Source organism: Pseudoxanthomonas koreensis (assembly GCF_010093225.1).
GTDB classification, from domain to species: Bacteria; Pseudomonadota; Gammaproteobacteria; order Xanthomonadales; family Xanthomonadaceae; genus Pseudoxanthomonas; species Pseudoxanthomonas koreensis.
In genome coordinates this window covers 26,180-42,059 of record NZ_PDWM01000028.1, presented here as the reverse complement: position 1 = coordinate 42,059, position 15,880 = coordinate 26,180, and the positions used below count along the sequence as shown (strand labels likewise).

Sequence of the window (15,880 nt, the reverse complement as noted above, 5' to 3'; positions counted from 1 at the left end):
CCAGGGTTCACGTGCGCTCGAAATTGGGTAGAAGACCCAGCCCCTGCCGTGAGCCTGCCCGCCGCCCCCGCCACCGGCTTCGACCTGTCCGACCTGTCTCCGGGCAGCGTCGCCCTGGTCGGCGCCGGCCCGGGCGACCCGGGACTGCTGACCCTGCACGCCCTGCGCGCGCTGGAGGCGGCCGAGGTGGTCCTGCACGACCGCCTGGTCGGCGCCGGCGTGCTGGCCCTGGCCAACCCGGCGGCGCTGCGGGTGGAAACGGGCAAGTCGGCCGGCGACCACAGCACACCGCAGCAGGACATCCACGCGCTGATGCTGGAACACGCCCGCGCCGGCCGCCGCGTGGTCCGGCTCAAGGGCGGCGATCCGTTCGTGTTCGGCCGCGGCGGCGAGGAACTGGAGTTCCTGCGCGCGCACGGCATCCCCTACCGGGTGGTCCCCGGGATCACCGCCGCGGTGGCCTGCGCCGCCTACGCCGGGATCCCGCTGACCCACCGCGACCACGCCCAGTCGGTGCGCCTGCTGACCGCGCACTGCCGCGACAGCGTGGACGTGCTCGACTGGGACGCGCTGGCGCAGGAACGCCAGACCCTGGCCGTGTACATGGGCGTGGCCGGCCTGGAACGCCTGCGCGAGCGCCTGCTCGCCGCCGGTCGCGCCCCGTCCACCCCGTTCGCCCTGGTCGAGAACGGCTCGCGCCCGGAACAGCGGGTGATCACCGGCACCCTCGACGACCTGGCCGAGACCGCCCGCGCCCATGCCGTCGCCTCGCCGGCGCTGCTGATCCTGGGCGAGGTGGCTGCGCTGGCCGGGCAGTTGCACTGGTTCGGCGCCGCCCCGCTGGCTGCGTCGGCGGCCAAACCGCCACTGGCCCGCGCCGCCTGACCGCATTGCTACCCCCTCCCGCCTTCCTTCACTCCCGCCCCAACCGGAACCTCCCATGGCCATCTACGACAGCCTCCTCGACACCATCGGCCGCACCCCGGTCGTCAAGCTGCACCGCGTCGCCCCGGCGCACGTGGAGCTGTACGCGAAGGTCGAGGCCTTCAACCCCGCCGGCTCGGTCAAGGACCGCCTGGCCCTGGCGATCGTGCTCGACGCCGAGGCCAAGGGCCTGCTCAAGCCCGGCGACACCATCGTCGAGGCGACTTCAGGCAATACCGGCGTGGCCCTGGCCGCGGTCGCCGCCGCGCGCGGCTACCGGTTCGTGGCGGTGATGACCGCGACCTTCTCGGCCGGGCGCCGCAAGCTGATCCGTGCCTACGGCGGCAAGGTGATCCTGACCGCCGCCGCCGAGCGCGGTACCGGCATGGTCCGCAGGGCCGAGGAACTGGCGAAGAAGCATGGCTGGTTCCTGGCCAGCCAGTTCGCCAATCCGGCCAACCCGGCCTACCACCGCCAGACCACCGCCGCCGAGATCCTGCGCGACTTCGCCGGCCGCCGGCTCGACCACTTCGTCAGTGGCTGGGGTACCGGTGGCACCCTGACCGGCGTGGGCGAGGTACTGAAGGTGGCCCGCCCGGAAGTGCGGATCACCGCCGCCGAGCCGGCCAACGCTTCGCTGCTGGGCGGCAACGAGTGGAAGCCGCACAAGGTCCAGGGCTGGACCCCGGACTTCCTGCCGCAGGTTCTCAACGGCGAGGTCGCCGACCAGATCGTCACTGTGGCCGACGAGGAGGCCATCGCCACCGCGCGCCGGCTGTCGACCGAGGAAGGCATCTTCGTCGGCCTGTCTTCCGGCGCCACTGTCGCCGCCGCGCTGAAGGTGGCCGCCGATGCGCCCAAGGGCTCGGTGCTGCTGGCGGTACTGCCGGACACCGGCGAGCGCTATTTCTCGACGCCGCTGTTCGAAGGCGTCAACGACGGCTCGGACGACGAGTGGCTGGCGTCGCTGGGCTGACCGGACACGGTGGGCTTCCGTGGAGCGGGGCTTGCCCCGCTGCTCCACTCAGCCCGCCGCCATGAACGCCTCGATCTCGTCGGCCGAGCGGGCCAGGCCGGCGGTGAGCACGCGGTGGCCCCCGGCGGTGACCAGCACGTCGTCCTCGGTGCGGATGCCGATGCCGCGCCACTTCGCCGGCACCGACTTCTCGTCCGCGCCCACGTACAGCCCCGGCTCGATGGTCAGCACCATCCCCGGCTCCAGCAGCCGCGACTCGCCGTCGATCCGGTAGTCGCCCACGTCGTGCACGTCCAGCCCCAGCCAGTGCCCGCTCTTGTGCCGGTAGAAGCGCTTGTAGTGGCCTTCGGCGATGTTCTTCTCCAGGCTGCCCTTGAGCAGCCCCAGCCCGAGCAGGCCTTCGGTCAGTGCCTCGACCGCCGCCTCGTGCATCGCCGCGAACGGCACCCCGGGCCGCGCCTGCGCCAGCGCCGCCGCCTGCGCCGCGCCGACCAGGTCGTGCAGCGCGCGCTGTTCCTTCGAGAAGCGGGCGTTCACCGGGAAGGTGCGGGTGATGTCGGCGGCGTAGTTGCGGTATTCGGCGCCGGCGTCGATCAGGACCAGGTCGCCGTCCCTGGCCTTGGCCGCGTTGGCCACGTAATGCAGCACGCAGCCGTTGGCGCCGGCGCCGACGATGCTGCCGTACGCCGGGCAGGCGTCGGCGGCGCGGAACACCCGTTCCAGCTCGGCCTGCAGTTCGTACTCGTGGATCCCCGGCCGCGCCGCGCGCATCGCCGCCTGGTGCGCGCGCACGCTGATCGCCGCGGCCTTCTCCATCAGCCGGATCTCGTCCTTCGACTTGAACAGGCGCTGCTCGTGCAGCAGGTGGCCCAGCTCGAGGAACTCGTGCGGCGGCTGCGCGCCGTGGCGCACCTGCGCGCGCACCCGGTTGACCCAGCCGATCAGCTTGAGGTCGAACTCGGCGTCGCGGCCGAAGTGGTAGTAGACCCGCGAGCGCCCTTCCAGCAGCCCTGGCAGGATCTCGTCGAGGTCGTCGATCGGATAGGCGTCGTCCATGCCGAAGCCATCGACCGCGCCCTCCTGGCCGGCGCGCGGGCCGTCCCAGCCTTCGCGCTCCGGATCGCGCTCGCGGCAGAACAGCAGGGCCTCGCCATGCCTGCGGCCGGGCACCAGCACCAGCACCGCCTCCGGCTCGGGAAAGCCGCACAGGTACCAGAAGTCGGAGTCCTGCCGGTACGGATAGTGGGTGTCGTGGCTGCGCACGCGCACCGGCGCGGCCGGCAGGACCAGGATCGCGTCCTCGCCGGCCATGCGCATCAGCTGGCGGCGGCGGCGCGCGTATTCGGCGGCGGAGATGCCGGTGAGGCCGCGCAGCATGTCAGTTCAGGCTGCGGCGGTGGCGCGGGCCGAGCACGCAGTCGCCGTGCAGCAGCAGCACCGCGACGCGGACGAATTCCTCCAGTTCGGACAGCGCCGCCTCGTCCTCCTCTTCGTCCTCGTCGATGTCCTGCACGCTGGCGCCGGCCAGCCGGGCCAGGTCCTGCAGCGCCTCGGCGCCCTCTTCCGACAGCGGCGGCTGCGCGCCGGCGGCCAGGCCGAATCCGCCGAGGAAACCGCGGCACCAGTCGAACAGCGCCTGCGCGCGCTCGCGCAGCGGCATGCCTTCGTCGCCGAGCAGCAGCTCGAAGGAGAACTCGCCGTCGCCCAGCTGCACGGCCGAGGCCTGGCGCAGCCGGTCCAGCGCACTGCCCGGCGCGGGCGCCGGTACAGCGTCGTCGGCCAGCACCTTCGCCAGCCATCCCGGCGTGTCCTCGCCTCCGCCGGCCAGCCAGCCGCACAGCCCGCCATGCAGTTCGGCGGCGCCGGCGCCCAGTCCGAGCGTGCGGCTGGCGTCGGCGACTTCCTCGATGGCGGGCAGCTGGCTCATGGCGGAAAGCGGACTCGATGGCAGGGACAACCTATGAAGTGTAGCAACCGCTCCGCCGCGGCCGCTTGTGAAGGTTCCCCCGCCATGCCTACACTCGTGAGGATCGCCCACCCTGCCGGTCAGCCATGCCCGACGTCGCCGTGCGATACCGCCAGGCACGACCCCGCCAGGAAGCGCGCCCATGATCGCCGCGCTGATGGCGATCGCCTGCGCGCTGCTGCTGGCGGTGCTGCTGATGAGCTGGCGCTGGCGCAGCAGCCACCAGCGCCAGCACGAGGCCCTGCAGGCACGCGAGGAACACCTGACCGTGGCCCTGTGGGGCTCGGGCGAGCAGTTCTGGGACTTCGACCTGGACCGCCGCGAACTGCACCTGCTGCACGCCGACGAGACCGGCGGCGACCTGGGCCTGGCGGTGACCAGCCGCCAGGCCACGCTGCCCCTGGTCCACCCGCACGACCGCCCCGGCCTGCGCCGGCGCCTGCGCGCGCACCTGCGCGGCGACGAGCCGCTGTTCAATTCCGAGCACCGGGTCGACCCGGACGGCGACGGCAACTGGGTGTGGATGCGCGTGCACGGCCGCACCGTGCAGCGCGATGCGCTGGGACGCCCGCGCCGCCCGGCCGGCACCGCCCGCGACACCACCGCCAACCGCCATGCCGACGCCGAGCGGCGCATCGCCAGCGAGGTGCTGCGCAGCATGAGCGAGGCGGTGGCGGTGCTGGACCGCGACATGCACTTCGTCGCGGCCAACCCGGCCTTCAGCCAGATCACCGGCTACAGCGACGTGGAGGCGCTGGGCCGGCCGTTCTCCATGCTCGACAGCGATTCGGACGGCCGCGGCGGCCCCCTGCGCCACGAGCCCGGCCGCCAGCACTGGCAGGGCAACGTGTGGATGACCCGCCGCGACGGCGAGGAGATCCTCTGCCACGTCAAGCACAACGGCATCGCCGACGCCGGCGGCGAGGTCAATTTCCACGTCGTCGTGCTCAGCGACATCACCGAGCAGAAGCGCGCCGAGCAGGAGCTGCGCTACCTGGCCAACTACGACGCGCTGACCAGCCTGCCCAACCGCTCGCTGCTGTCCGAACGCCTGGCGCGGGCGATCGTGCGTGCGCGCCGCGAGGGCGGCCACGTGGCGGTGCTGTTCCTGGACCTGGACCGGTTCAAGGACGTCAACGACTCGCTCGGCCACGCCACCGGCGACCGGGTCCTGCGCGCGGCGGCCGAACGGGTGCAGCACGCGGTCGGGCCGCAGCACACGGTCGCGCGCCTGGGCGGCGACGAGTTCACCGTGGTCCTGGAAGGCCTGGACGCGCCGGAAGAGGCCGAGAACGTGGCCCGCCGGGTGATCGAGGCGTTCTCCCTGCCGCTGGCGCTGGACGAGCACCACGAGATCACCGTCTCGCCCTCGATCGGCATCAGCCTGTTCCCGGACCACGCCCAGGTCCCCACCGAACTGCTCAAGCACGCCGACACCGCCATGTACCAGGCCAAGGCCGCCGGCCGCCGCACCTGGCAGGTGTACTCGGCGTCGATGGACGAGGCCACCCGCCGCCGCGCCACCCTGGCTGGCCTGCTGCGCCGGGTGGTCGAGCGCGGCGAACTGGCGCTGGTCTACCAGCCGCGCTATTCGCTGCACCAGCAGCGCGTGGTCGGCGCCGAGGCGCTGCTGCGCTGGCGCAACCCCGAGTTCGGCGCCATCCCGCCGGACCAGTTCATCCCGCTGGCCGAGGACACCGGGCTGATCCTGGAGATCGGCGAATGGGTGCTCAAGGAAGCCTGCACCACCCTGCGCCAGTGGCACGAGGCCGGGCTGGACTGGATGCAGATGTCGGTCAATGTCTCCGCGATCCAGCTGCTGCGCGGCGACCTGGCCTCCACCCTGGCGCGGATCCTGGCCGAGACCGGGGTGGCCTCCGGCCAGCTGGAGCTGGAGTTGACCGAGAGCGCGATCATGGCCAACGTCGGCCGCAGCGCCAGCGTGCTGCACGCCTGCCGGATCCTCGGCGTGGGCGTGGCGGTGGACGACTTCGGCACCGGCTACTCCTCGCTGGCCTACCTCAAGCGGCTGCCGCTGACCACGCTGAAGATCGACCAGGAGTTCGTCGGCGACCTGACCCGCGACCCGGACGACGAGGCGATCACCAGCACCGTCATCGCCATGGGCCACTCGCTGCAGCTCACCGTGGTCGCCGAAGGGGTGGAGACCGCCGGCCAGCTGCAGTTCCTGCGCGAACACGGCTGCGACGAGATCCAGGGCCACTACATCGCCGCGGCGATGGAGCGCGACGAATGCCTGGCGTTCCTGTCCAGGCCGGTCGCCGTGCCCGCCGTGCCTGCCTGACCGGCTTGCCGCGCCGGAACGCGCCGGAACGCGCCGGCGGCTGCCGGCGAGGACCCGCCGACGCCGTCGCTGCAGCGTGGCGCCCTTGACCGGGTCGCCGGCCGCTGCCTATCGTGGCCGCCATGGATCCTTCCGCCGACGCCCTCGCCCAGCTCCGTGCGCTCGCCGCGCGGATCGAAGCGCTGGCCGAACGCTGCCAGCGCCTGGCCGACGAGAACCGCAGCCTGCGCCAGCAGCAGGAGCAGCTGTTCGGCGAGCGCGCGCAACTGCTCAACAAGAACGAGCAGGCGCGTTCGCGGGTCGAGGCGATGATCGCGCGGCTGAAGTCGCTGGAGCAGCACACGTGAGCGGCGGCAACGAACCGGTCAGCGTCCGCGTCCTCGACCGCGAATACACCGTCGGCGTGAGCGCCGACGAACGCGACGGCCTGGTCGCCGCCGCGCGCCTGCTCGACGCGCGCATGCGCGAGCTGCGCGGCAACAACCGCATGGTCGCGGTGGACCGCATCGCGGTGCTGGCCGCGCTGAACCTGGCCCACGAAGTGCAGCAGCTGCGCCAGGAGCGCGACGCGCAGCAGCGCGAACTGTCCGGCACGCTCGATGCACTCAACCGGCGCCTGGACGGTCTGCTCGGCGCCAGCACCGGCTGAATGCGCGCGGCCATAGGCGGCGTCTTGCGTCGCTGAACCGTGCATTGCCGATATCTTCGAAGACTGCGTCCTGCGGGCTGGGAAGTCCCGGCACGGGCGCTATAATCACCTCGCGTTCTCTGCCGTGTGCGACAGCTGGCAAAACATTCGCCTTGTCCCTTAAAAACGACACCGGGGATGCGACGGGACCGGGTGTGCAAGTCCGCCATGCAGCGGGAAGCCCGAAAGTCCCCAAGCGTTCCCACTTGGACCTCGGGTTCAAGGTCGTTTCGCCGCATCGGCATGGTGGAGAATGCCTTCTTCCAGACAACGCCTCCTCCGGGAGGCGTTGTCGTTTCCGGGCCTGGGTGACAAGACGGTCGCGCAGGAAGCACAGCCCACCTGCTTGGCGAGGGCGCGCGGGTCCGCGATCATGCGTTTCCGCCACCTTTCCGACGGCCGATGAACCAGCCCCGCGACATCCTGCGCCGCGAACTGCGCCAGCGCCGCCGCGCACTGCCCGCCGCCGCGCGCATCGCCGGCGCCGAAGCGCTGGCGCAGCGCATCCTCGCGCTGCCGTTCCTGCCGCGCGAAGGCTACGTCTCCGGCTACTGGGCCATGGACGGCGAGATCGGCCTGCACGTGCTGCAGCTGCGCCTGCCGCCCGGCCTGGTGTACTGCCTGCCGCTGCTGCACGGCGACCTGCTGCGCTTCGCGCCGTGGCGCGCGGGCGATCCGCTGGTGACCAACCGCTACGGCATCCCCGAGCCGGAGGTCGAACCGGCCTCCGGCCTGTGCGCCGACGAACTGGCGCTGGTGGTGATGCCGCTGGTCGGCTTCGACGCATGCGGCCAGCGGCTGGGCATGGGGGGCGGTTGGTATGATCGCAGCTTCGCGTTCCGGCGCGATCGCGGCGCGCCGCCGTGGCTGGTCGGCGCCGGCTTCTCCGCCCAGCAGGTGCCCGCGCTGGACGCGGCCGACTGGGACGTGCTGCCCGACGCGATCTGCACCGAGGCCGACACCCTGTTCCCACGACACCGCCGCGAGACCGATCCTGCATGACCGCCCGCAAGCGCTACTGGCTGATGAAGTCCGAGCCGGACGCCTTCTCCATCGACGACCTCGAGCGCGTCGGCACCGAGCCGTGGAACGGCGTGCGCAACTACCAGGCGCGCAACTTCATGCGCGACGGCATGAAGGTCGGCGACGGCGTGCTGTTCTACCACTCCAACACCCAGGTGCCGGGCATCGCCGGCGTGGCCAGCGTGGCCAGCCCTGCCTATCCGGACGAGACCCAGTTCGACCCGAAGTCGCACTACTTCGACCCCAAGGCCACCCGCGAGCAGCCGCGCTGGTTCCTGGTCGACGTGAAATTCGAGCGCAAGCTCGGGCGCACCATCGCACTGGAGGAAATCAAGCGCCATGCCGACGAACTGGGCGAAGCCTTCCCCCTGGTCGCCCGCGGCAGCCGCCTCTCGGTGTTCCCGGTGACCGCCGCGCAGTGGAAACTGCTGCTGTCGCTGGAATGACCCCCCGCCGCGACACCCCGCCCTTTTGCAGGAGCCCACTTCAGGGGCGACCCGAAGGAGTCTGGCGCAGCGGCGTTGCAATGCGACGTCTCCGGAGGGGGCGCGTTGAAAGTGGTGGCTTGCCGGCGTCGTCGGGTCGCCCCCTGAAGTGGGCTCCTACAATGCAAACCAGGAATACACGGGAACAGACCGATGAGTGAAGCCAAGCGCCTGGCCGGCGAGAAGGCCATCGACTACGTGGAAGACGGCATGATCGTCGGCGTCGGCACCGGTTCGACCGTCGCCTACTTCATCGACGCGCTCGGCCGCATCCGCGACCGCATCGCCGGCGCGGTGTCCAGTTCCGAGCAGAGCACCACGCGGCTGAAGGCGCTGGGCATCGAAGTGCTCGACGCCAACGCCGCCGGCCCGCTGAAGCTGTACGTGGACGGCGCCGACGAATGCGATCCGCACAAGCGCCTGATCAAGGGCGGCGGCGCCGCGCTGACCCGCGAGAAGATCATCGCCGAGGCCGCCGACACCTTCGTCTGCATCGTCGACCCGGCCAAGCAGGTGCCGGTGCTGGGCCGCTTCCCGCTGCCGGTGGAAGTCATCCCGATGGCGCGCAGCCTGGTCGCCCGCCGCATCCTCGCCCTCACCGGCGGCCAGCCGGTATGGCGCGACGGCGTGGTCACCGACAACGGCAACTGGATCCTGGACGTGCACAACCTGTCGATCACCGACCCGGTGGGCATGGAAACCGAACTCAACCAGATCCCCGGCGTGGTCAGCGTCGGCCTGTTCGCCCGCCGCCCCGCCGACATCGTCATCATCGGCGGCGAACCTCCGAAAGTGCTCTGAGCCGACTCCCATGCGCCTCTCCCGCCTGCTCGGCCTGCCCCTCCTGCTGCTCCTCAGCGCCTGCGCTTCCGCGCGCACGCCGTGGGTCGAGATCAGTGGCGAACGCTTCAAGGTCGAGGTGGCCGACGACGACGCCGAGCGCGCGCGCGGGCTGATGTTCCGCGACGCCATGCCCGCCGACCACGGCATGCTGTTCCTGCACGAGCGCGAGGAGCGGCAGGCGTACTGGATGAAGAACACCCAGATCCCGCTGGACATCCTCTACTTCGACAGCGAACGCCGGCTGGTGTCGCAGCAGCGCGACGTGCCGCCGTGCTCGGCCGGCGACCGTTGCCCGCCGTACCCGAGCCGCGGCCCGGCGCGCTACGTGCTGGAACTCAACGCCGGCCAGGCCGCGCGCCTGGGCCTGGAAGACGGCGCCGAGCTGCACTTCGGCCCGGGTATCCCCGCCGCGCCCGGCGGCTGAACCGACCTGCGCGCGCCACCGCCGATGCGCGGTCGCCGCGGGGCTTGATTGTCGCGCGCGGCGGCCCCAGTCTTGTGGCATGGGGACCGATGTAGCGCCACTGCCCGACTGGAACATGCTCGACTGGAGCACCTTCGCCACGCTGGACGACGACTCGCTGCCGCTGTTGCCCGCGGCCCTGCTGATCGCCCGCGACGAATACCCCGACCTCGACCCGCGGCCCTACGAGGCGCTCGTGCAGGCCCACGCCGACCACCTGCGCGGCGAGGTCGCCGCCATCGACGCGCAACCGCTGAAGATGGCCGCGATCAACCGCCACCTGTTCGACGAACTGGGCTACAGCGGCAACCACGACGAGTACTACGACCCGCGCAACAGCTACCTCAACCAGGTGCTGGACCGGCGCCTGGGCAACCCGATCTCGCTGGCGATGGTGCAGATGGAAGTCGCGCGGCGGCTGGGCATCCCGCTGGACGGCGTGTCCTTCCCCGGCCATTTTCTGGTGCGACTGCCGGTGGACGGCGGCCTGCTGGTGATGGACCCGTTCAACGGCGGCCGCCCGCTGGCGGTGGAAGAATTGCGCGAACGCGCCAAGCCGCACCTGGGCGAAACCCCGGACGACGGCGTGCTGGCGCAGATCCTGAGCCCGGCGCCGCACCGCGCGATCCTGGTGCGGGTGCTGCGCAACCTGCACGGCCTGTACGCCGAGACGCAGCAGTGGGACCGCGCTGCGCGCAGCGCCGACCGGGTGCTCAAGCTGACCCCGGAGCAGCCCGAAGCGCTGCGTGACCGCGGCCTGGCCTACCTGGAACTGGACCACCTGTCCGGCGCCCGCCACGACCTGGGCCGCTACCTGGAACTGGCCCCCGAGGCAGCCGACGCCGACGCCATCCGCGAACGCCTGATCGACGCCGCCGGCACCCGCACCGCGCTGCACTGAGCCGCCCGCTTCCTGTAGGAGCCCACTTCAGGGGGCGACCCCACGACGCCCGAACGCAGCCACGCTCAAGGCGGCCGCTCCAGCGGCTGCGCGCTGAATGCGGTGCCTTCCAGCGCAACCGGGTCGCCCCCTGAAGTGGGCTCCTACAAGGCCACCATCTCGAAGTCGGACTTGGTCACGCCGCAGTCGGGGCAGGTCCAGGTGTCGGGGATGTCTTCCCAGCGCGTGCCCGGGGCGATGCCTTCCTCGGGCAGGCCCTCGGCCTCGTCGTAGGTGAAGCCGCAGACCACGCACATCCAGCTGCGATAGGGGGTGGAGTCGGCGGCGTTCATCGGATAATGCGGGCATCGGACAGGTGCGGGAGCGCATTGTCCCACCGCAGGCAGCACGCAGGAAATCCTCCATGAGTCGATCCCGGGCCCCATCCCCGGCCACCGCAGCCGACGTGACCGCCGCCGCGTCTGGCCCGTCCGGCGCATCCGGTGCCGACAGCGCCGCCGGTGCGGCCACCGCGTCGCCTGCGTCCGCCGCGCGTGCGGCACGGGGCCTGTACCTGATCACTCCCGACGAGGCCGATACCGCGCGCCTGCTCGCCCGGGTGGCACCGCTGCTCGGCGAGGGCGTGACCTGGCTGCAGTACCGCAACAAGGCCGCCGGCGCCGCGCTCAGGCACGAGCAGGCATTCGCCCTGCAGGCGCTGTGCTCGCGCGCCGGGGTGCCGCTGCTGGTCAACGACGATGCCGCCCTGGCACAGGCCGTGGGCGCCGCCGGCGCGCATCTGGGCGAGGACGACGGCGACATCGCCGCCGCGCGCGCGCGGCTGGGCGACGGCGCGATCCTCGGCGCTTCCTGCTACGACGACCTGGAACTGGCGCGGCGCGCGGTCGCCGCCGGCGCCAGCTACGTCGCCTTCGGCGCCTTCTTCCCGACCACGACCAAGGCCACCACGCGCCGGGCCACGCCCGCGCTGCTGCGCGAGGCCGCCGTGCTGGGCGTGTCGCGCGTGGCCATCGGCGGGATCACCCCGGACAATGCCGCGCCGCTGGTGGAAGCCGGCGCCGACCTGCTGGCGGTGGTCGGCGGCGTGTTCGACGCCCCCAACCCGGTCGCCGCCCTCCACGCCTACCTGCGCTGCTTCCCCCTGTAGGAACCCACTTCAGGGGGCGACCCGACGACGTCCATAGGCGCCGCACTCAACGCGCCCCTTCCGGAGCGGCTGCGTTGAACACCGTTTCCTCCACCTCCACCGGATCGCCCCTGAAGGGAGCTCCTACAATAGGGGTTTCCCGCCGCGCAGGACCTCCCCCATGAACCACGACCGCTCCCACGAACTGTTCTCCCGCGCGCAGCGGCTGCTGCCCGGCGGGGTCAACTCGCCGGTGCGCGCGTTCAAGTCGGTGGGCGGCGAGCCGTTCTTCGTCCAGCGCGCGGACGGGCCGTACCTGTACGACGTCGACGGCAACCGCTACATCGACTACGTCGGTTCCTGGGGGCCGATGATCGTCGGCCACAACCACCCGGAGGTGCGCGAAGCGGTCGCCGAAGCCATCGGCAACGGCCTGTCGTTCGGCGCGCCGTGCCCGGCCGAGGTGACCATGGCCGAGACCATCACCCGGCTGGTGCCGTCGTGCGAAATGGTGCGCATGGTCAACTCCGGCACCGAGGCCACGCTGTCGGCGATCCGGCTGGCGCGCGGCGCCACCGGCCGCCAGCGCATCGTCAAGTTCGAGGGCTGCTACCACGGCCACGGCGACTCGTTCCTGGTCAAGGCCGGCAGCGGCATGCTGACCCTGGGCGTGCCGACCTCGCCCGGCGTGCCGGCCGGGCTGAGCGAGCTGACCACCACCCTGAGCTACAACGATTTCGAGGGCGCGACGAAACTGTTCGAGGAGATCGGCGGCGAGATCGCCGCGCTGATCATCGAGCCGGTGGTCGGCAATGCCAACTGCATCCCGCCGCGCGAAGGCTACCTGCAGCACCTGCGCGAACTGTGCACGAAGCATGGCGCGCTGCTGATCTTCGACGAAGTGATGACCGGTTTCCGCGTCGCCCTCGGCGGCGCTCAGGCGCATTACGGCATCGTTCCGGACCTGACCACCTTCGGCAAGATCATCGGCGGCGGCATGCCGGTGGGTGCCTACGGCGGCCGCCGCGAACTGATGCAGCAGATCTCCCCGGCCGGCCCGATCTACCAGGCCGGCACGCTGAGCGGCAATCCGGTGGCGATGGCCGCCGGCCTGGCCATGCTCGAACTGATCCAGGCGCCGGGTTTCCACGACCGGCTCGCCGCGGCCACCGCGGCGCTGTGCGAAGGCCTGGAGGCGGCCGCGCGCGAGGCTGGCGTGGCGGTCACCACCACCTGCGTCGGCGCGATGTTCGGCCTGTTCTTCACCCCGGAGAAGGTGGAGACCTCCGCCCAGGCCACCGCCTGCGGCACCGCCGCGTTCAACCGCTTCTTCCACTCCATGCTCGAACGCGGGGTGTTCCTGGCGCCGTCGGCGTACGAGGCCGGGTTCCTGTCCAGTGCGCATGACGAGGTGGTGATCGCGGCCACGATCGAAGCCGCACGCGGTGCGTTCGGGGACGTCGCCCGCGGATGACCGCCGCGGTGCGCCCGCGCCTGTTGTTGCTGGATTTCGACGGGGTCCTGGCGCACTACTCGCACGCCGACCGGATCGCCCACCTGGCCGCCCACGCCGGCTGCGAACCGGCACGCGTGGCCGAGGTGCTGTTCGCCTCGGGACTGGAGACCGGGTACGACAGCGGGCACATCGACACCGCCACCTACCTGCGCCGGCTCGGCGAGGGCCTGGGCCGGCCGGTCGACGAGGCCTGCTGGATCGCCTCGCGCGTTGCGGGCAACCGCGCCGACCCGCGCGTGCTCGAACAGGTGCTGGCGGTGGCCGCGCACACGCCGGTCGGCGTGCTCAGTAACAACGGTGCGCTGATGGCCGAAGCCATGCGCACCATCGTGGCGCCGCTGTTCCCGGCGCTGGAAGGCAGGGTGCTGTGCAGCGGCGCGCTGGGTGCGCGCAAGCCCGAAGCGGCGGCGTTCGCCGCGGCGCTGGAACATTTCGCGATGCCGGCGGCGCAGGTGCTGTTCGTGGACGACCTGTTCGCCAACGTGCAGGGCGCGCGCCAGGCGGGACTGCAGGCCGACACCGCGCGCGACGCACGCGCGCTCGGCCGCGTCCTCAGGCGCCACCGCCTGCTGCCATGACCGCAACGCTGTTGCTCTTGTAGGAGCCCACTTCAGGGGGCGACCCCCGGTCGCTGGAAAGCAGCGATGTTCAACGCGGCGTTTCCGGAGCCACGCGTTGAACACCGCTTTCCTTGCGTGCGTCGGGTCGCCCCCTGAAGTGGGCTCCTACAGGGAAGCGCGGGCGCCGGTTTTTTCGCCGGGCGGACGGGATCGCGGCTCAGGCGGGCGCGGTGAAGGCCGCCACCGCCGCGCGCAGGCGTTGCAGCCCTTCGGCCACATCGGCATCGGTGATGTTCAATGCGGGCACCAGCCGCAGCACGTCCGGGCCGGCCTGCAGCAGGAGCAGCCCATGTGCGGCGGCGTGGTCGAGGATCTCGCCGGCGCGGCCGGCATAAGCCGGCTTCAGCACCGCGCCGAGCATCAGCCCGCGGCCGCGCACCTGTTCGAACAGGTCGAACTCCACGCCGATCGCCAGCAGTCCTTCGCGCAGTGCGTGCGACTGCCGCGACACGTTCGCCGCGATCTGCGGCGAAGCGATCCTGCGCAGCGCCACCCGCGCCACCGCCGCCGCCAGCGGATTGCCGCCGAAAGTGGTGCCGTGCGCGCCGAACTGCATCGCCTGCGCCACCTTCGGCCCGGCCAGCATCGCCCCGATCGGGAAGCCGCCACCGAGCGCCTTGGCCAGGGGGACGATGTCCGGCACCACGCCGTCCTGCCAGTGCGCGAACAGGGTGCCGGTGCGGCCCATGCCGGCCTGGATCTCGTCCAGCACCAGCAGCGCGCCATGGTGGTCGCACAGCGCGCGCACCTGCTGCAGGAAACCCGACGCGGCCGGCATCACTCCGCCCTCGCCCTGCACCGGTTCGAGCATCACCGCGGCCACGTCGCCGGCGGCCATCGCCGTTTCCAGCTGGGTGATGTCGTTGAAGTCGACGTAGCGGAAACCGCCGGGCAGCGGCTCGTAGCCTTCCTGGTACTTCGGCTGCGCGGTGGCGGTGACCGCGGCGAGCGTGCGGCCGTGGAAGCTGCCGCGGAAGGTGACGATCACCCGCTGCTGCGGCGGCCGTCCCTGCGACGCGGCCCACTTGCGCACCAGCTTGATCGCCGCTTCGTTGGCCTCGGCGCCGGAGTTGCACAGGAACACGCGCTCGGCGAAGCGCGAGGCCTGCACCAGTTCTTCGGCCAGGCGCAGCGGCGGCTCGCTGAAGAACACGTTGCTGGTATGCCACAACCTGCCTGCCTGCTCGACCAGCGCCGCATGCAGCTCCGGATCGTTGTGGCCCAGGCCGCAGACCGCGATGCCGGCGGCGAAATCGACGTACTCGCGGCCCTCGCTGTCCCACAGCCGCGAGCCCTGGCCCCGCTCCAGCACCAGCTCGCGCGGGCGGTAGACCGGCAGATAGTAGCGGTGGCCGAGGTCCAGCAGCGCGGCGGTATCGCCGGCGGGCAACGTCGTTTCGTTCATGGCGGTGGCAGGTGTCCGGGAAGGGCGCCGACGGTCGCCGGCCGCGCCATTATCGCCTCCCCGCGTAGAGCCGGGCTTGCCCGGCTGCTTCCCCGCCCGCACGCCATGTGTCCGGCCGTGGCAGCGGGGCAAGCCCCGCTCTACGGGCGAAGGCCGCGGCGCAGCGTGGCGCGCGCGCGGCCGCGCTTCACCAGCTGCCGGTGTTGGACATCGACACCCACGGCTCGGCCGGGGGCAACGCCGCGCCCTTCTGCAGCAGCTCGATCGAGACCAGGTCCGGGGTGCGGACGAAGGCCATGCGGCCGTCGCGCGGCGGCCGGTTGATGGTCACGCCCAGCGACTGCAGGTGCGCGCACAGCGCGTAGATGTCGTCGACCTGGAAGGCCAGGTGGCCGAAGTTGCGCGCGCTGCCGTAGTCCTCCGGCGGCGAGCCGTCGGCCGGCGGCCAGTTGTACGTCAGTTCGACTTCCGCCTCCGGGTTCTCCGGCGCGCCGAAGTAGACCAGGGTGAAGCGCCCGGCCTCGTTGTCCATGCGCCGGGTCTGGCGCAGGCCCAGGCCTTCGGTGAAGAAGCGGGAGGTGGCTTCCAGGTCATGGACCCGGATCATCGTGTGCAGGTACTTCATCGGGCGTCTCCTGT

Annotated in this window: 17 protein-coding genes, 1 other RNA gene and 1 pseudogene; 14 read left to right on the top strand and 5 right to left on the bottom strand. The window is 71.7% G+C overall.

Annotated elements, in window-relative coordinates; translation table 11 throughout:
- Nucleotides 1-885: uroporphyrinogen-III C-methyltransferase (gene cobA / locus CSC64_RS09740; protein ID WP_238389933.1), on the top strand; the 885-nt coding region annotated here is incomplete at its 5' end.
- Nucleotides 886-940: 55 nt separating this feature from the next.
- Nucleotides 941-1,900 (top strand): cysteine synthase A, encoded by a 960-nt coding sequence (gene cysK, locus CSC64_RS09735; protein ID WP_162435125.1) that lies wholly within the window; start codon nucleotides 941-943, stop codon nucleotides 1,898-1,900.
- A gap of 48 nt (nucleotides 1,901-1,948) precedes the next feature.
- Here the strand turns inward: cysK and CSC64_RS09730 are convergent, their stop codons facing one another.
- Complete coding sequence (locus CSC64_RS09730) at nucleotides 1,949-3,274, bottom strand: aminopeptidase P N-terminal domain-containing protein (protein WP_162435129.1); 1,326 nt, start codon at nucleotides 3,272-3,274, stop codon at nucleotides 1,949-1,951.
- Nucleotides 3,275-3,278: 4 nt separating this feature from the next.
- Nucleotides 3,279-3,827, bottom strand: coding sequence for a UPF0149 family protein (locus CSC64_RS09725; protein ID WP_162435124.1), 549 nt, complete (start codon nucleotides 3,825-3,827; stop codon nucleotides 3,279-3,281).
- Between the two features lie 181 nt (nucleotides 3,828-4,008).
- On the opposite strand from CSC64_RS09725, the gene CSC64_RS09720 reads away from it, so the two are divergent.
- The 9 genes from CSC64_RS09720 (at nucleotide 4,009) to CSC64_RS09680 (ending at nucleotide 10,574) form a co-directional block, all read left to right on the top strand.
- A complete protein-coding gene (locus tag CSC64_RS09720; protein WP_162435123.1) occupies nucleotides 4,009-6,171 on the top strand; it encodes a putative bifunctional diguanylate cyclase/phosphodiesterase in 2,163 nt (720 codons plus the stop codon).
- A gap of 122 nt (nucleotides 6,172-6,293) precedes the next feature.
- Nucleotides 6,294-6,518 carry a TIGR02449 family protein gene (locus tag CSC64_RS09715; RefSeq protein WP_162435122.1) on the top strand — a complete coding sequence of 75 codons (225 nt, stop codon included), beginning with the start codon at nucleotides 6,294-6,296 and terminating at the stop codon, nucleotides 6,516-6,518.
- Complete coding sequence (locus tag CSC64_RS09710; RefSeq protein ID WP_162435121.1) at nucleotides 6,515-6,820, top strand: cell division protein ZapA; 306 nt, start codon at nucleotides 6,515-6,517, stop codon at nucleotides 6,818-6,820. The genes CSC64_RS09715 and CSC64_RS09710 overlap by 4 nt, the downstream gene beginning before the upstream one ends.
- Nucleotides 6,821-6,933: 113 nt before the next feature.
- A non-coding RNA gene (gene ssrS / locus CSC64_RS09705) (6S RNA) lies at nucleotides 6,934-7,116 on the top strand.
- A gap of 145 nt (nucleotides 7,117-7,261) precedes the next feature.
- Nucleotides 7,262-7,861, top strand: coding sequence for a 5-formyltetrahydrofolate cyclo-ligase (locus tag CSC64_RS09700; protein WP_162435120.1), 600 nt, complete (start codon nucleotides 7,262-7,264; stop codon nucleotides 7,859-7,861).
- On the top strand, nucleotides 7,858-8,328 hold the full coding sequence (locus CSC64_RS09695; RefSeq protein ID WP_162435119.1) for an EVE domain-containing protein: 471 nt from the start codon (nucleotides 7,858-7,860) through the stop codon (nucleotides 8,326-8,328). The genes CSC64_RS09700 and CSC64_RS09695 overlap by 4 nt, the downstream gene beginning before the upstream one ends.
- A 192-nt stretch (nucleotides 8,329-8,520) precedes the next feature.
- Nucleotides 8,521-9,168 (top strand): ribose-5-phosphate isomerase RpiA, encoded by a 648-nt coding sequence (gene rpiA / locus CSC64_RS09690; protein WP_162435118.1) that lies wholly within the window; start codon nucleotides 8,521-8,523, stop codon nucleotides 9,166-9,168.
- Nucleotides 9,169-9,178: 10 nt separating this feature from the next.
- The gene (locus tag CSC64_RS09685; protein WP_162435117.1) at nucleotides 9,179-9,634 is read left to right on the top strand and encodes a DUF192 domain-containing protein; all 456 of its coding nucleotides are present in this window, start codon (nucleotides 9,179-9,181) and stop codon (nucleotides 9,632-9,634) included.
- A gap of 79 nt (nucleotides 9,635-9,713) precedes the next feature.
- Nucleotides 9,714-10,574, top strand: a complete 861-nt coding sequence (locus tag CSC64_RS09680; protein WP_238389925.1) for a SirB1 family protein — start codon at nucleotides 9,714-9,716, stop codon at nucleotides 10,572-10,574.
- A gap of 143 nt (nucleotides 10,575-10,717) precedes the next feature.
- On the opposite strand, the pseudogene CSC64_RS09675 reads toward CSC64_RS09680, so the two are convergent.
- Nucleotides 10,718-10,956 (bottom strand): annotated as a pseudogene (locus CSC64_RS09675) (rubredoxin).
- Nucleotides 10,957-10,977: 21 nt separating this feature from the next.
- On the opposite strand from CSC64_RS09675, the gene thiE reads away from it, so the two are divergent.
- The 3 genes from thiE (at nucleotide 10,978) to CSC64_RS09660 (ending at nucleotide 13,794) form a co-directional block, all read left to right on the top strand.
- Nucleotides 10,978-11,721 carry a thiamine phosphate synthase gene (thiE, locus tag CSC64_RS09670; protein WP_162435115.1) on the top strand — a complete coding sequence of 248 codons (744 nt, stop codon included), beginning with the start codon at nucleotides 10,978-10,980 and terminating at the stop codon, nucleotides 11,719-11,721.
- Nucleotides 11,722-11,881: 160 nt separating this feature from the next.
- Nucleotides 11,882-13,174: a glutamate-1-semialdehyde 2,1-aminomutase gene (gene hemL / locus CSC64_RS09665; protein WP_162435114.1), complete on the top strand. Its 1,293-nt coding sequence runs from the start codon at nucleotides 11,882-11,884 to the stop codon at nucleotides 13,172-13,174.
- Nucleotides 13,171-13,794 (top strand): HAD-IA family hydrolase, encoded by a 624-nt coding sequence (locus CSC64_RS09660; protein WP_162435113.1) that lies wholly within the window; start codon nucleotides 13,171-13,173, stop codon nucleotides 13,792-13,794. Before hemL ends, CSC64_RS09660 begins: the two co-directional genes overlap by 4 nt.
- Before the next feature lie 199 nt (nucleotides 13,795-13,993).
- Here CSC64_RS09660 and CSC64_RS09655 read toward each other — a convergent pair whose 3' ends face one another.
- Together CSC64_RS09655 and CSC64_RS09650 are read right to left on the bottom strand one after the other, a co-directional pair.
- Nucleotides 13,994-15,241 carry an acetylornithine transaminase gene (locus CSC64_RS09655; protein WP_162435112.1) on the bottom strand — a complete coding sequence of 416 codons (1,248 nt, stop codon included), beginning with the start codon at nucleotides 15,239-15,241 and terminating at the stop codon, nucleotides 13,994-13,996.
- Nucleotides 15,242-15,428: 187 nt separating this feature from the next.
- Entirely contained in the window at nucleotides 15,429-15,866 is a 438-nt protein-coding gene (locus CSC64_RS09650; RefSeq protein ID WP_162435111.1) for a VOC family protein, read from the bottom strand.
- Nucleotides 15,867-15,880: the final 14 nt, after the last annotated feature.

What these genes read in the sequence shown, in the direction of transcription:
- cysK (WP_162435125.1), top strand. Translation starts at nt 941, where the DNA reads ATGGCCATCTACGACAGCCTCCTCGACACCATCGGCCGCACCCCGGTC.
- CSC64_RS09725 (WP_162435124.1), bottom strand. Translation starts at nt 3,827, where the DNA reads ATGAGCCAGCTGCCCGCCATCGAGGAAGTCGCCGACGCCAGCCGCACG.
- CSC64_RS09720 (WP_162435123.1), top strand. Translation starts at nt 4,009, where the DNA reads ATGATCGCCGCGCTGATGGCGATCGCCTGCGCGCTGCTGCTGGCGGTG.
- CSC64_RS09715 (WP_162435122.1), top strand. Translation starts at nt 6,294, where the DNA reads ATGGATCCTTCCGCCGACGCCCTCGCCCAGCTCCGTGCGCTCGCCGCG.
- CSC64_RS09700 (WP_162435120.1), top strand. Translation starts at nt 7,262, where the DNA reads ATGAACCAGCCCCGCGACATCCTGCGCCGCGAACTGCGCCAGCGCCGC.
- CSC64_RS09695 (WP_162435119.1), top strand. Translation starts at nt 7,858, where the DNA reads ATGACCGCCCGCAAGCGCTACTGGCTGATGAAGTCCGAGCCGGACGCC.
- rpiA (WP_162435118.1), top strand. Translation starts at nt 8,521, where the DNA reads ATGAGTGAAGCCAAGCGCCTGGCCGGCGAGAAGGCCATCGACTACGTG.
- CSC64_RS09685 (WP_162435117.1), top strand. Translation starts at nt 9,179, where the DNA reads ATGCGCCTCTCCCGCCTGCTCGGCCTGCCCCTCCTGCTGCTCCTCAGC.
- CSC64_RS09680 (WP_238389925.1), top strand. Translation starts at nt 9,714, where the DNA reads ATGGGGACCGATGTAGCGCCACTGCCCGACTGGAACATGCTCGACTGG.
- thiE (WP_162435115.1), top strand. Translation starts at nt 10,978, where the DNA reads ATGAGTCGATCCCGGGCCCCATCCCCGGCCACCGCAGCCGACGTGACC.
- hemL (WP_162435114.1), top strand. Translation starts at nt 11,882, where the DNA reads ATGAACCACGACCGCTCCCACGAACTGTTCTCCCGCGCGCAGCGGCTG.
- CSC64_RS09660 (WP_162435113.1), top strand. Translation starts at nt 13,171, where the DNA reads ATGACCGCCGCGGTGCGCCCGCGCCTGTTGTTGCTGGATTTCGACGGG.
- CSC64_RS09655 (WP_162435112.1), bottom strand. Translation starts at nt 15,241, where the DNA reads ATGAACGAAACGACGTTGCCCGCCGGCGATACCGCCGCGCTGCTGGAC.
- CSC64_RS09650 (WP_162435111.1), bottom strand. Translation starts at nt 15,866, where the DNA reads ATGAAGTACCTGCACACGATGATCCGGGTCCATGACCTGGAAGCCACC.